Origin of the sequence: Streptomyces longhuiensis, from assembly GCF_020616555.1 — a bacterium.
Lineage (GTDB): Bacteria > Actinomycetota > Actinomycetes > Streptomycetales > Streptomycetaceae > Streptomyces > Streptomyces longhuiensis.
This window is the reverse complement of record NZ_CP085173.1, coordinates 4,667,895-4,680,787: the sequence shown is the minus strand read 5'-3', so window position 1 is coordinate 4,680,787 and position 12,893 is coordinate 4,667,895. Positions and strand designations below refer to the sequence as shown.

General features: G+C 70.8%; 14 protein-coding genes and 1 pseudogene. 11 read left to right on the top strand and 4 right to left on the bottom strand.

The features are described 5' to 3' along the window. Nucleotides 1-18 precede the first annotated feature (18 nt). Entirely contained in the window at nt 19-177 is a 159-nt protein-coding gene (locus LGI35_RS21670) for a hypothetical protein (RefSeq protein WP_165914669.1), read from the top strand. Nucleotides 178-257: 80 nt separating this feature from the next. Here the strand turns inward: LGI35_RS21670 and phoU are convergent, their stop codons facing one another. Further along, a complete protein-coding gene (gene phoU / locus LGI35_RS21665; protein ID WP_227295582.1) occupies nt 258-941 on the bottom strand; it encodes a phosphate signaling complex protein PhoU in 684 nt (227 codons plus the stop codon). A 189-nt stretch (nt 942-1,130) separates the two neighbouring features. On the opposite strand from phoU, the gene phoR reads away from it, so the two are divergent. The 3 genes and pseudogenes from phoR to LGI35_RS21650 form a co-directional block, all read left to right on the top strand. Next, a complete protein-coding gene (phoR, locus tag LGI35_RS21660) occupies nt 1,131-2,408 on the top strand; it encodes a two-component system sensor histidine kinase PhoR (protein ID WP_227295580.1) in 1,278 nt (425 codons plus the stop codon). A gap of 5 nt (nt 2,409-2,413) precedes the next feature. Next, nucleotides 2,414-3,085 (top strand): two-component system response regulator PhoP, encoded by a 672-nt coding sequence (gene phoP, locus LGI35_RS21655; RefSeq protein WP_468975769.1) that lies wholly within the window; start codon nt 2,414-2,416, stop codon nt 3,083-3,085. Nucleotides 3,086-3,179: 94 nt separating this feature from the next. Beyond that, nucleotides 3,180-3,284 (top strand): annotated as a pseudogene (locus LGI35_RS21650) (winged helix-turn-helix domain-containing protein); the annotation flags it as partial. Between the two features lie 93 nt (nt 3,285-3,377). Here the strand turns inward: LGI35_RS21650 and LGI35_RS21645 are convergent. Next, nucleotides 3,378-4,022, bottom strand: a complete 645-nt coding sequence (locus LGI35_RS21645) for a copper chaperone PCu(A)C (RefSeq protein ID WP_227295578.1) — start codon at nt 4,020-4,022, stop codon at nt 3,378-3,380. 676 nt (nt 4,023-4,698) lie between these two features. Here LGI35_RS21645 and LGI35_RS21640 point away from each other — a divergent pair. From LGI35_RS21640 to LGI35_RS21610, 7 genes are all read left to right on the top strand, one after another. Continuing rightward, a complete protein-coding gene (locus LGI35_RS21640; protein ID WP_003953493.1) occupies nt 4,699-5,181 on the top strand; it encodes a CarD family transcriptional regulator in 483 nt (160 codons plus the stop codon). A gap of 294 nt (nt 5,182-5,475) precedes the next feature. Then, a complete protein-coding gene (gene ispD / locus LGI35_RS21635; RefSeq protein WP_100595665.1) occupies nt 5,476-6,219 on the top strand; it encodes a 2-C-methyl-D-erythritol 4-phosphate cytidylyltransferase in 744 nt (247 codons plus the stop codon). Next, on the top strand, nt 6,209-6,703 hold the full coding sequence (ispF, locus tag LGI35_RS21630; protein ID WP_227295576.1) for a 2-C-methyl-D-erythritol 2,4-cyclodiphosphate synthase: 495 nt from the start codon (nt 6,209-6,211) through the stop codon (nt 6,701-6,703). The genes ispD and ispF overlap by 11 nt, the downstream gene beginning before the upstream one ends. A 74-nt stretch (nt 6,704-6,777) precedes the next feature. Further along, nucleotides 6,778-7,182: a PPOX class F420-dependent oxidoreductase gene (locus tag LGI35_RS21625; RefSeq protein WP_227295574.1), complete on the top strand. Its 405-nt coding sequence runs from the start codon at nt 6,778-6,780 to the stop codon at nt 7,180-7,182. 92 nt (nt 7,183-7,274) lie between these two features. Further along, complete coding sequence (cysS, locus tag LGI35_RS21620) at nt 7,275-8,675, top strand: cysteine--tRNA ligase (protein ID WP_227295565.1); 1,401 nt, start codon at nt 7,275-7,277, stop codon at nt 8,673-8,675. 85 nt (nt 8,676-8,760) lie between these two features. Next, nucleotides 8,761-9,705 carry a 23S rRNA (guanosine(2251)-2'-O)-methyltransferase RlmB gene (gene rlmB, locus LGI35_RS21615; RefSeq protein ID WP_227295563.1) on the top strand — a complete coding sequence of 315 codons (945 nt, stop codon included), beginning with the start codon at nt 8,761-8,763 and terminating at the stop codon, nt 9,703-9,705. 92 nt (nt 9,706-9,797) lie between these two features. Beyond that, nucleotides 9,798-11,459, top strand: coding sequence for a DoxX family protein (locus tag LGI35_RS21610; protein WP_227300434.1), 1,662 nt, complete (start codon nt 9,798-9,800; stop codon nt 11,457-11,459). Nucleotides 11,460-11,534: 75 nt separating this feature from the next. On the opposite strand, the gene LGI35_RS21605 is transcribed toward LGI35_RS21610, so the two are convergent. Both LGI35_RS21605 and LGI35_RS21600 read right to left on the bottom strand, forming a co-directional pair. Continuing rightward, a complete protein-coding gene (locus LGI35_RS21605; RefSeq protein ID WP_227295560.1) occupies nt 11,535-12,287 on the bottom strand; it encodes a nucleotidyltransferase family protein in 753 nt (250 codons plus the stop codon). A 44-nt stretch (nt 12,288-12,331) separates the two neighbouring features. Next, nucleotides 12,332-12,787, bottom strand: coding sequence for a hypothetical protein (locus LGI35_RS21600; RefSeq protein ID WP_227295558.1), 456 nt, complete (start codon nt 12,785-12,787; stop codon nt 12,332-12,334). Nucleotides 12,788-12,893: the final 106 nt, after the last annotated feature.

Genomic DNA, 12,893 nt, shown 5'->3' with positions numbered 1-12,893 from the left:
CCCCGAGGAGGGAACACCATGGCCGAGTCCCCCACCCCCGAAGCCGTCGCAGAGCAGCCCACGGAAGTCGCGCAGCCGCACCGGCTGGTCCTGCTAGGCGCCTGCGGCTGCGGCTCGGGCTGCGGCTGCGGCTGCCAGTCGGGCGCGCCGTGCCAGTGCGGCGGCTGCTCGGGCTGACTGGACGGAACACGACGGGGGCCCCGCACCACACAGGTGCGGGGCCCCCGTCCGACACATCACCCCGAGAGAGGCCCGGCTCAGCGGCCGTCGACAGGCTGCGGCTGCGGCGGCTGGATCTCGTCGGCGTGCTCACCGGTCACCAGGTACACCACACGCTTGGCCACGGAGACCGCGTGATCGGCGAAGCGCTCGTAGTAACGGCCCAGCAGCGTCACGTCCACGGCGGTCTCGATGCCGTGCTTCCACCGGTCGTCCATCAGGTGCTGGAACAGCGTCCGGTGCAGCAGGTCCATCTCGTCGTCGTCCTGCTCCAGCTGGAGCGCGAGGTCGACGTCCTTGGTGATGATGACCTCGGCGGACTTCGCCATGAGCCGCTGTGCGAGCTGCCCCATCTCCAGGACGGTCGCGTGCAGGTCGTGCGGAACGGCCTTGTCCGGGAACCGCAGCCGGGCGAGCTTGGCGACGTGCTGCGCCAGGTCACCGCTGCGCTCCAGGTCCGCGCTCATCCGCAGCGAGGTCACGACGATCCGCAGGTCCGTGGCGACGGGCTGCTGGCGCGCGAGCAGGGCTATCGCCCTCGCCTCCAGGTCATGCTGCAGGTCGTCGACCTTCTGATCCGCCGCGATGACACTCTCGGCCAGCTTCAGGTCGGCGTCGAGCATGGCCGTGGTGGCGCGCCCGATCGCCGACCCGACAAGGCGGGCCATCTCGACCAGGCCCTCGCCGATCGAGTCAAGTTCCTCGTGGTACGCGTCACGCATACAACTGTCCCTCTCACTCACTGCGTGGGGCTGCTGTGCCCCACGCTCCCACGTTCGGCCCTGTACGCGTCCGTTTCCGTCACCTCAAATGAATCACCCCTGTATCCAAGGTGAACTCTGGGCGACGAGTGTTCGAGGTACCACTCGGACGGCTGTGGGCAGCGCTTGCGAGGCGCATAACCTGGAGGCATGGACGTGAACGCGGCGGTCGCCGCAGCGGCAGCGATCGCCGGGGTGTGCACCGGCGTGATCGCCATGCTGGCGTTTCGCTGGAGCGAACGCGACCAGAAACGCCCCACCCGTACTTCCCTGCACACGGACCCGGTCCTTCCGCCCGGCGTCGACACCGTCCTCTCCGTACTGCGCTCCTCCGCCGTCGTCCTGGACGAGGCGGACAGCGTGGTCAAGGCCAGCTCGGCGGCGTACGCCCTCGGCCTGGTCAGAGGCGGCAAGCTGGCCGTGGAGCCGATGCTCCTCATGGCCAGGGACACCCGCCGTGACGGAGAGATACGACAGGTCGAGCTCGACCTGCCCCGCCGCGGTACCGGCCGCGGGGACGCCCTCGCGGTCTCCGCGCGGGTGGCTCCCCTCGGCTCCCGCCTGGTCCTGCTCCTCGTGGAGGACCTGACGGAGGCCCGCCGCATCGAGGCGGTCCGCCGTGACTTCGTGGCGAACGTCAGCCACGAGCTGAAGACCCCGGTCGGCGCGCTCAGCCTCCTCTCCGAGGCGGTCATGGACGCGTCCGACGACCCGGAGGCGGTGGAGCGCTTCGCAGGCAGGATGCAGATCGAGGCGACCCGCCTGACGAACCTGGTCCAGGAGCTCATCGACCTGTCCCGGGTGCAGAACGACGACCCGCTGGAGGACGCCGAGCCGGTCCGCGTCGACGAACTCGTCGCCGAGGCGATCGACCGCTGCCGCCACCAGGCCGGCACGAAGCAGATCACCATGGCCGCGGGAGGCACCGCGGACCTCCAGATCTGGGGCAACCGCGGCCAGCTCGCCGCGGCTCTCGGCAACCTCGTCGAGAACGCCGTCAACTACAGCCCGGCCCGAACCCGCGTGGGCATAGCCGCGCGCAGGGTCAGCGCGCCCGGCGGAGACCTCATAGAAGTGGCGGTCACCGACCAGGGCCTCGGTATCTCCGACAAGGACAAGGAGCGCATCTTCGAGCGCTTCTACCGGGTCGACCCGGCCCGCTCCCGGGCCACCGGCGGCACGGGCCTCGGCCTCGCCATCGTCAAGCACGTGGCTGCCTCGCACGGCGGGGAAGTCACCGTATGGAGCTCCGAAGGCCAGGGCTCCACGTTCACCCTGCGGCTGCCGGAGGCAGGCGCGACCCGCGACCGCGGCCCAGGACACGTAGGCGGCGACGCATACGGACACCACGACGGCAACGACGCCGACGGGCCCGACGAGACAACCGCATACGATCCCATTCCTGCCGCCCCGGAGGTCCTTCCGTGACCCGAGTGCTCGTCGTCGAGGACGAGGAATCCTTCTCCGACGCCCTGTCGTACATGCTTCGCAAGGAGGGTTTCGAGGTCGCCATCGCGGCCACCGGCCCCGACGGACTCGACGAGTTCGAGCGCAACGGCGCCGACCTCGTCCTGCTCGACCTGATGCTGCCGGGCCTGCCCGGCACCGAGGTCTGCCGCCAGCTGCGCGGCCGGTCCAACGTCCCCGTCATCATGGTGACCGCCAAGGACAGCGAGATCGACAAGGTCGTGGGCCTCGAGATAGGAGCCGACGACTACGTCACCAAGCCCTTCTCGTCCCGCGAGCTGGTCGCCCGTATCCGCGCGGTCCTGCGCCGCCGGGGCGAGCCCGAGGAGGTCACCCCGCAGGCCCTGGAGGCCGGCCCGGTCCGCATGGACGTGGACCGCCACGTCGTCACGGTCTCCGGCTCCAAGGTCGACCTGCCCCTCAAGGAGTTCGACCTCCTGGAGATGCTCCTGCGCAACGCGGGCCGCGTCCTGACCCGCATGCAGCTCATCGACCGAGTCTGGGGCGCGGACTACGTGGGCGACACCAAGACCCTCGACGTCCACGTCAAGCGCCTGCGCGCCAAGATCGAGCCGGACCCGGGTGCCCCGCGCTACCTGGTGACGGTGCGCGGCCTGGGCTACAAGTTCGAGCCGTAGACCGCCGTGTGGCTGCGTCGGGACGTCCGGACGGAGTCCGGCGCAGCGCTTCGAAGCCCGTGAAGCGGTGCGAGGAGCGCACGGGGGAGGGGGCCTCGACGTCCACGTCAAGCGCCTGCGCGCCAAGATCGAGCCGGACCCGGGTGCCCCGCGCCACCTGGTGACGGTGCGCGGCCTGGGCCACAAGTTCGAGCCGTAGACCGCCGGGTCACGGTGGTGGCCCGGTCACGGAACGCCGAAGGGCGGGATCCCCACCGGGGGTCCCGCCCTTCGCCATTGCGTACGTACGTGATCAGTGCCCGGCGGCGGCGCTGCCCGAGGCCGACTCGGACGGCGAGGCGGAGCCGGACGGAGTGGCCGAACCGGAAGGCGTCGCGGACTCGGACGCGGACTCCGACGGCTCCGTGCTCGGCACGGCCGGGATCTCGCTCGGCCCCCACTTCTTGAAGTAGCTCTCGGCCGGCACGACGAACGACTGGATCTTGACGGCGCCCGTGGTGCTGAACGTGAAGGTCAGCGCCTTCACGTCACCGTCGAGGTCGGCGGTGCGGCTGTTGGGCAGCTGCGCGGACGCGTTGCCCTCCCCGCCGAGCACGAGGGAGCCGCCGGCCGGGATCGTCACGGTCTTCTTGCCGTCGGCGGCCGACAGCTCGGCCTTCTTGCCGACGCCGTCGAGCGCGATCGAGTCGAGGGTCTGGGGCTTGGAGCCATTGTTGAAGAGCGTCGCGGTCACGACGGCCGGACCCGTGGACTTCAGGTCGGGCTGCGTGATCACGGTGGCGTTCTGGATCCGGATGTCCCCGACGGAGGTCTCCGCGTTGTCCGGCTTGACCTCCAGCGTCTGGGCGTTGTTTCCGGCGCCGCACGCGGCGAGCGAGGCGATCGAGAACGCGAGGGCGGCGGCGGCGAGGGCGCCGCGTCGAAGGCTGCTGCTCACGGCGGCGGCAACTCCTTGAACGTGGGCGGTAAGGGTCTGGACGCCCTGGACGGGTGTAAAGCCGCCCTAAGGGTCTGTCAGCGGGCTTAGGTTACCGAGCCGTTCGCGCGCCGCTGCACCCGACCCGCCCCTAGGGGGTTTCGGATGGATCTCGGCACCGGCCGAACCCCCGCTCCGACCGTGGCGCGCACGGCCCGCCCCACCCGCGATCACACCCCCGCCGACCCCTTCGACCCCTCTCACCTCACCAAACGTGACAGGCCGCATTGGCCTCCCGTTCACCATTCGCATAAGGGCCACGGGACCGCCCCTGCGGATTTCCGGTAAGGAATGCATGGCGGTACGGAAAATTGATCACCCCCCACGGTGATCAATTCCGGATTCAGGTCGCACGCGTCTCCGACTCACCGAACGGAGTAGCGGAAGTGTGGCGCTTCGAACCGCGCAAACCGGGACGTTCAACCCTCTGCGGGGCCTTCCAGGTAGGTGTAACGTGCGCGTTTCGGCTCCGCCGGAGAGCCGCTCCGACCTGCGAATACCCCCTTCCGCAGGCCCTCCGCAGCACGTTCCGGTTGTGGTTGTCAAGCCCCGAGATATGCCCTGACCTGCGAAAACGCCATTCAGAAGACGCCGTTTCCGTGTTACCCTGGATAGCCACGGAAGGGGTACCTGTCACATGACGTTCAAGGTTGGCGACACCGTGGTCTATCCCCATCACGGGGCCGCGCTGATCGAGGCTATCGAAACTCGCCAGATCAAAGGCGTGGACAAGACCTACTTGGTGCTGAAGGTCGCGCAGGGTGACCTGACGGTGCGTGTGCCAGCGGACAATGCGGAGTTCGTCGGCGTACGTGATGTGGTCGGTCAGGACGGTCTCGACCGGGTCTTCGAGGTGCTTCGCGCGCCGTACGCCGAAGAGCCCACGAACTGGTCGCGCCGCTACAAGGCAAATCTCGAGAAGCTCGCCTCCGGCGATGTCATCAAGGTCGCGGAAGTTGTCCGTGACCTGTGGCGTCGGGAGCGTGAGCGCGGACTGTCCGCAGGTGAGAAGCGCATGCTCGCCAAGGCACGGCAGATCCTGGTGAGCGAGCTCGCGCTCGCTGAGAACACGAACGAGGACAAGGCCGAGGCCCTGCTCGACGAGGTTCTCGCGTCCTGACGCGTGCCCTGACCGGCACGCGGCTGCGACAAGAAGTCCCGGGTGAGAGCCCAGGCGCATGAATAATGCCGCGGTGCCCGCTGACCCTTGATGGTGTCGCCGGGCGCTGCGGCATGTTCGTACCCGCACTCTGTGCCTACTCGTGGCGCCTTACCCGCTGGACTCAGTTGGTGTGCCGGGCCCGGGCAGCTGGCTCGACCGGATGTCACGGAAGGGGTCCGGTCGAGGCGTCGCGCCCGGCACTGGTGTTGGCCATACCCACCTCGGTCGAGCACACAAACCTGAACGGAAGCGATGTCTGACGAAACGCGGCCCTCGCGCACCGCGGCCGTGATTCCGGCCGCCGGCCGGGGCGTACGCCTCGGCCCGGGCGCCCCCAAAGCACTCCGCGCGCTCAATGGCACCCCGATGCTCATCCACGCCGTCCGGGCGATGGCCGCCTCGCGGTCCGTCTCCCTCGTCGTCGTGGTCGCGCCGCCCGACGAGGCGTCCGCCGCCGAGGTGAAGACCCTCCTCGCCGACCACGCGCTGCCCGAGCGGACCGACTTCGTCGTAGTCCCCGGCGGCGAGACCCGCCAGGAATCCGTGAAGCTCGGCCTCGACGCCCTGCCGCCCGGCATCGACGTCGTCCTCGTCCACGACGCGGCCCGCCCCCTGGTGCCCGTCGACACGGTCGACGGCGTCATCGAAGCCGTACGCGAGGGGGCCCCCGCCGTCGTCCCCGCGCTGCCCCTCGCCGACACGGTCAAGCAGGTCGAGGCCCGCACCGACGGCGGCCCCGAGCTCGTCGTCGCGACGCCCGAGCGGGCCCGGCTGCGTGCCGTGCAGACCCCGCAGGGCTTCGACCGCGCGACGCTCGTGCGCGCCCACGAGACCGTCACCGACAACGTGACGGACGACGCCAGCATGGTCGAGCAGCTCGGCGAACCGGTCGTCGTCGTGCCCGGGCACGAGGAGGCCTTCAAGGTGACCCGCCCCCTCGACCTCGTGCTCGCCGAAGCCGTACTCGCCCGCAGGAGGGCCAACGATGGGTTCTGAGCCGCCGGTCATCCCCCTCGTCGGCATCGGCACCGACATCCACGCCTTCGAAGAGGGCCGCGAGCTGTGGTGCGCCGGCCTGAAGTGGGAGGGCGAGGGCCCCGGGCTCGCCGGGCACTCCGACGCCGACGTCGTCGCGCACGCCGCGTGCAACGCGCTGTTCTCCGCCGCCGGACTCGGTGACCTCGGTGCCCACTTCGGCACCGGCCGCCCCGAGTGGTCCGGCGCTTCGGGGCTCACCTTGCTGACCGAGGCCGCCCGCATCGTGCGCGAGGCGGGCTTCACCATCGGCAACGTCGCCGTACAGGTCGTCGGCCCCCGGCCGAAGATCGGGAAGCGGCGCGAGGAGGCACAGAAGGTGCTGTCGGACGCCGCCGGCGCCCCGGTCTCCGTCTCCGGCGCCACCACCGACGGCCTGGGTTTCCCCGGCCGCGGCGACGGCCTCGCGGCGATCGCCACGGCGCTGGTCGTCAGGGCGGGCTGAAATACCGCTCCGGGGGCGGATGTTGGCGCAGTATCGGGTACTCGTGCAGGCATCCCCCCAAGGAGTGAGGCTTCATGTCCGCCCAGCTGTCCGACGAGCTCAAGGCGTTGCTCGACACCCCCGTCTTCATCACCGTCGCCACCATCCAGCCCGACGGGAGCCCGCAGGTGTCGCCTGTCTGGGTGAAGCGGGACGGGGACGACGTGCTGTTCTCCACGACCGTCGACCGGCGCAAGGAGAAGAACCTGCGCCGCGACCCCCGCGTCACCGTCGTCGTGCAGCCCACCGACAACCCCTACGCGTACGCCGAGATCCGCGGCACCGCCGACCTCACCACCGAGGGCGGCCAGGAGCTCATCGACGAGCTGTCGCTCAAGTACACGGGCAAGCAGTACGCGGACTTCAACCCCCGCTCCGCCGACGACGCAGAGCGCGTCGTCGTGCGCATCACACCCCGCAAGGTCGTCGGCCGGATCTGAACGGCGGCCTGACACACGTCACAACGTCACGGTTGCGCCCCGTGTCCCCAAGGGGTCGCGGGGCACTGCCTTGGGCCCACTACCCTGGAGGCGTGACTATTCGCCTGCACGACACCAGCGCCCGGAAGATCCGTGACTTCGTCCCGCTGACACCGGGTTGTGTCTCGATCTACCTCTGTGGCGCGACCGTGCAGGCCGCTCCGCACATCGGGCACATCCGGTCCGGCCTCAACTTCGACATCATGCGCCGCTGGTTCACGTACCGCGGCTACGAAGTGACGTTCGTGCGGAACGTCACCGACATCGACGACAAGATCATCAAGAAGGCCGCCGAACAGGGCAGGCCCTGGTGGTCGATCGGGTACGAGAACGAGCGCGCGTTCAACGACGGCTACACCGCCCTCGGCTGCCTGCCGCCCACCTACGAGCCGCGCGCCACCGGTCATGTCACCGAGATGGTCGAGATGATGCGCGGCCTCATCGAGCGCGGCCACGCCTACGAGGCGGACGGGAACGTCTACTTCGACGTGCGTTCCTTCCCCGGCTACCTGGAGCTGTCGAACCAGGACCTCGACGACCTGCGCCAGCCGTCCGGCGACGGCGAGACCGGCAAGCGCGACCCGCGCGACTTCGCCATGTGGAAGGCCGTCAAGCCCGGGGAGCCCAGCTGGGAGACCCCGTGGGGCCGCGGCCGGCCCGGCTGGCACCTGGAGTGCTCGGCGATGGCCCACAAGTACCTGGGCACCGCCTTCGACATCCACGGCGGCGGCATCGACCTGATCTTCCCGCACCACGAGAACGAGATCGCCCAGGCCAAGGCCTTCGGCGACGAGTTCGCCAAGTACTGGGTGCACAACTCGTGGGTCACCATGAGCGGCGAGAAGATGTCGAAGTCCCTGGGCAACTCGGTCCTCGTGTCCGAGATGGTCAAGGACTGGCGCCCGATCGTGCTGCGCTACTACCTCGGCACCCCGCACTACCGCTCGACGATCGAGTACAGCGAGGAGGCCCTGCGCGACGCCGAGTCCGCGTTCGCGCGGATCGAGGGCTTCGTGCAGCGCGTCGTCGAGAAGGCCGGGGGCGTCGTCGCCCCCGCCGACGAGGTGCCGCCCGCCTTCGCCGAGGCCATGGACGACGACCTCGGCGTGCCGCAGGCGCTCGCGATCATCCACACCGCCGTCCGCCAGGGCAACAGCGCCCTCGCCGCCGACGACAAGGAGGCCGCCGTCGCCCGCCTCGCCGAGGTACGCGCGATGCTCGGCGTCCTCGGTCTGGACCCGCTCGACCCGCAGTGGGCCGGCGAGACCGACCGTGGCGAGGACCTGCACGGCGCCGTCGACACCCTCGTACGGCTCGTCCTCGAGCAGCGCGAGTCCGCTCGCGCCCGCAAGGACTGGGCCACCGCCGACGCCATCCGCGACCAGCTCGGCCAGTCCGGGCTCGTCATCGAGGACAGCCCGACCGGGCCGCGCTGGACGCTCGGCCCGCGCTGACGACCTGCGCGAATGTGCCGCTCGGGCCTCCGGGCGGCACACTTCATATACGTACGCACATACGCATCACACAGACAGGTAGATCATGGCCGCGAACAACCGCCGCATGTCCGGCAAGAAGGGCGCGCAGGTCGGCAGTGGCGGCCAGCGACGCCGGGGACTCGAAGGCAAGGGTCCGACGCCGCCCGCCGAGATGCGCAAGAAGCACAAGAAGAACCGCATCGCGAACGCCAAGGCCAAGCAGGCCGCCCGCCGCCCCGCGACGCTGAAGAGCCGCGGCGGCAAGGGCACGTCCGAGATGGTCGTCGGGCGCAACTCCGTCGTCGAGGCGCTGCGCGAGGGCGTGCCCGCCTCGATGCTCTACGTCCAGCAGTACATCGACAACGACGAGCGGGTGCGCGAGGCGCTCCAGCTCGCCGGTGAGCGCGGCGGCATCCACCTGATGGAGGCCCCCCGCCCCGAGCTGGACCGCATGACGAACGGCCTCAACCACCAGGGCCTCGTCCTCCAGGTCCCGCCGTACGAGTACGCGCACCCGGAGGACCTCGCCGCCGCCGCGTACGACCAGGGCCAGGACCCGCTGATCGTCGCCCTGGACGGCGTCACCGACCCGCGCAACCTGGGCGCCGTCGTGCGTTCCGTCTCCGCGTTCGGCGGCCACGGCGTCGTCGTGCCCGAGCGGCGCGCGGCCGGCATGACCGCCGGTGCCTGGAAGACCTCCGCGGGCGCCGCGGCCCGTACGCCCGTCGCCCGCGCCACGAACCTGACGCGCGCGCTCGAGGGCTACAAGAAGGCGGGCATCGCCATCGTCGGTCTCGCGGCCGACGGCGAGCACACCGTCGGTGACCTCGAAGCTCTCGGCGGGCCCGTCGTCATCGTCGTCGGCAGCGAGGGCAAGGGCTTGTCCCGCCTCGTCGGCGAGACCTGCGACTACCGCGTGCGGATCCCGATGCCGGGTGGCACCGAATCCCTCAACGCCGGTGTCGCGGCGGGTGTCGTCCTGTACGAGGCCGCGCGCCGCCGGTCCTGAGTCGGGTGTCCGGGCCGCGATCTTGACGCGGTCCGGACATTTGCACGCGCTCGAGGCAGTGTCCTAAACACACATCACTCGGTTAGATGAGTGTGGACACCAGAACACCCCGCACACCTACGGGGGACCGCTCGCCCGGATTCGGCCCCGGATTCGATTCCGGATTCGACGACGGTCCCGCGCTGAGCATGGTGAAGGTGCCGTGCGATCCCGCGCAGGTCGTCGTCAATCACGCGAGTTTCCGCGTGCAGCTGCCCAGGGCGCAGCAGACGCAGTCCCCTCGCATCGCCCGGCACCTGGGCTCGCTGGACCAGACCGCCCGCATCCCCGTCGTCGGCGCGGCCGCAGCCCGCCGCCGCGCCCCGGTCGTCTGGAGCGGCCGGTCCGCGCCCGGTGACCCCGGGGCGACCGGTCTCCTCCAGGCGGCCCGCAGAGCAGGCGAGAGCACGCTTCCCCGGCACGGCTTCGAGGGCGGGGAGGGCGGCGCCACCCAGGTCATCCCGCGCATCGACCTCGACAGCGACCTCAGGGACGACGCCACCGGCGAACTGCCCACGGTCACCGCTCAGGGCACCCGTCTCCTCCCGAAGATGCGCCAGTCCGGCAGCGCCTTCGAAGAGCCGCCGCCGTACGAGGAACCCCCTTACGACGACGGCGAGTTCGGCGACGACGAGTACGACGACGGGGGCGAGCGGAACGCCTCCCGGCGGCACGGCGCCGACCCGGTGCGGCACGCGTACTACCCCGGCCGCCGGATGAATCTCGGCGTCGTCCTCCTCCCGCTTCGCGTCTTCCTCGGCTTCATCTCCATGTACGCCGGCATGGGCAAGCTCTGCGACCCCGTCTACTTCGACGGCGGAGACCGCGGCTCCATGGTCAAGTGGCTCAACTCGCTGCACCCGTGGGCCCTCGCCGAACCCCTGCGCGACTTCGCCCTCCAGCACCCCGTCGGCGCCGGGCTGTGCATCGCCTTCCTCCAGGTCGTCGTCGGCGTGCTCACCGTGCTCGGCCTCTGGCAGCGCGTCGCGGCCGTCTTCGGCGTACTGCTCTCGGCCGCCCTCATCGTCACCGTCAGCTGGAAGACGGTGCCCGCCTACGACGCGCCCGACATCATCTACCTGGCCGCCTGGTCGCCGCTGATCATCGCGGGCGCGCCCGTCTACTCCGTCGACGGACGCCTCGCGGGCGGCGCCTGGCGCCGGCTCGGCCCGCGCGCCGAACTGTGGGAGCTGCGACGGTACGTGCTGCGCCGCGGCACCGTCGTGACGACCGTCGTCGTCGGCCTGACCCTGCTCATCGGCTCGCTGCTCGGCGGCGCCGTGCGTGACGCGGGCCGTGTCACCGCCCCCGGTCCCGGTGAGGCCCCGCGCAACGAACTGCCCGGCTCCCCGCTCCCGTCGGAGCCCGGCCGCAAGCAGCACCGCTCGCAGAGCCCGTCGGCGTCCAACACGCCTACGCAGGGCGCCACTTCGGCGAAGCCGTCCGGCGCCGCGAGCTCACCGGGATCCGCCCCGGCGACGGGCACCGCCAGCGGCGCGGGCCAGCCCAGCCAGACGCAGGGCACCGGTCAGGCGCCTCCGCGGTCTGCCCCGCCCGCCCAGCAGCAGCCCCCGGCGTCCAGCAGCGGGCCCTCCTCGAGCGGCGGTACGGGCACGAGTGGCGGCACCGGTACCGGTGGCGGCACCGGCGGTTCCGGTGGTTCCGGCGGCGGGGACAAGCCGGGGGGCCTCCTCGGTGGAGTACTCGGCGACTGACCACACCCCGTAGAAACCTGAAGGGGCCCGCACACGCTGTGTGTGCGGGCCCCTTCCCGTATCGGGAGCGCGGGCTCAACGCCCCGGCGCGGCCAGCTCCTTGGCGGCCTCGGTGAGGTCCTTCGCCGTGTCGATGGCCCTCCAGTACGCGCCCTGCGGGATCGGGAACCCGGCCAGGCGCTTGGCGCGGGCCAGGCGCGGGAACGTGGTGCGCTCGTGGTCACCGCGGTCCGGGAGCAGGCCCGTGAAGTCGGGGGAGAAGACGTAGACGCCCGCGTTGATCAGATACGGGGACGGCGGGGCCTCGACGAAGTCCGTGATGTGGCCGAACGCGTCGGTCTCCACAGCGCCCCACGGGATGCGGGGGCGGGCCAGGGCGAGGGTGGCGGTGGCGTCGCGCTCGGCGTGGAAGTCAGCCATCTCGCGCAGCGAGAACCGGGTCCAGATGTCGCCGTTCGTCGCGTACCAGGGCCGGTCGGGGTGCGGCAGGTGCGCGGCGGCGTACTTGAGGCCGCCGCCACGGCCGAGGGGTTCCTTCTCGACCACCGTGGTGACGCGCAGGGGGAGTTCGGCGCCGTCGAGCCACTCCTGGAGCACCTCGGCGAGATGCCCGCAGGAGACGACCGCGTCGGTCACGCCCTCCTCGGCGAGCCAGGCAAGTTGATGGCCGATGATCGGGGTCCCCGTGCCGGGGATCTCGACCATCGGCTTGGGCCGGTCGTCGGTGTAGGGCCGCAGGCGCGAGCCCTGGCCGCCGGCCAGGACGACGGCCTGTGTGGGGTGGTGCTGGCTGTGCGTGTGCGGGTCCTGGGCCTGGGCGCTCGTCATGCCCGCACTGTACGTCGGCCCCTTCCCGGCCGGCCGTGAGGGCGTCAGCCGCGCGCTGACGTGGCGACGCCCGTGGCGAACGCGGTGTCGCAGACGGGGCGGGCGAAGGACTGGGCGCGGGAGGGACCGTAGGCCTGCACGGCGGCGCGGCCCAGGGCGCGGGCGATCGAGACGCAGTGCTTGGCGAGGGACGGCCGCTCGTGCATCTCCTGCTGGAGGTGGGTGAGGGCGATACCGGGGTCCTTGTCCTGGAGCTCGAGCAGCAGCTTGTCGCGCAAAACGTCCTGGGGGGCACGCGACTTGGCGCGCGCCGAGACGTTCTGCGAGGAAGCGGTGAGGATCGAGTCCGCTGAACTGCCGGACCAGTTCACTCGGGTGACCGCGAGTGTGCCGGAGAGCACCAGCATCACCGGCAGGACGAGAGCGAGGGTGCGGCCGACGCGGCGGGCGGGGCCCCGGCCTCGGCGCGGCTTCTGGGTGTAGTTGGCGGAGTGCGTCACGCGAGTGAGCGTAGCGGTCGGTGATGATTTGGCGACATTTAGTCACTCGGTCGAGGGATGGGTAATCCGGTTTTGATTCACGCGTGTTGACGCACAGAGTTCGAAA

Coding starts and splice junctions, on each gene's coding strand:
- LGI35_RS21670 (WP_165914669.1), top strand. CDS start 19: ATGGCCGAGTCCCCCACCCCCGAAGCCGTCGCAGAGCAGCCCACGGAA.
- phoU (WP_227295582.1), bottom strand. CDS start 941: ATGCGTGACGCGTACCACGAGGAACTTGACTCGATCGGCGAGGGCCTG.
- phoR (WP_227295580.1), top strand. CDS start 1,131: ATGGACGTGAACGCGGCGGTCGCCGCAGCGGCAGCGATCGCCGGGGTG.
- LGI35_RS21640 (WP_003953493.1), top strand. CDS start 4,699: ATGACGTTCAAGGTTGGCGACACCGTGGTCTATCCCCATCACGGGGCC.
- ispD (WP_100595665.1), top strand. CDS start 5,476: ATGTCTGACGAAACGCGGCCCTCGCGCACCGCGGCCGTGATTCCGGCC.
- ispF (WP_227295576.1), top strand. CDS start 6,209: ATGGGTTCTGAGCCGCCGGTCATCCCCCTCGTCGGCATCGGCACCGAC.
- LGI35_RS21625 (WP_227295574.1), top strand. CDS start 6,778: ATGTCCGCCCAGCTGTCCGACGAGCTCAAGGCGTTGCTCGACACCCCC.
- rlmB (WP_227295563.1), top strand. CDS start 8,761: ATGGCCGCGAACAACCGCCGCATGTCCGGCAAGAAGGGCGCGCAGGTC.
- LGI35_RS21605 (WP_227295560.1), bottom strand. CDS start 12,287: ATGACGAGCGCCCAGGCCCAGGACCCGCACACGCACAGCCAGCACCAC.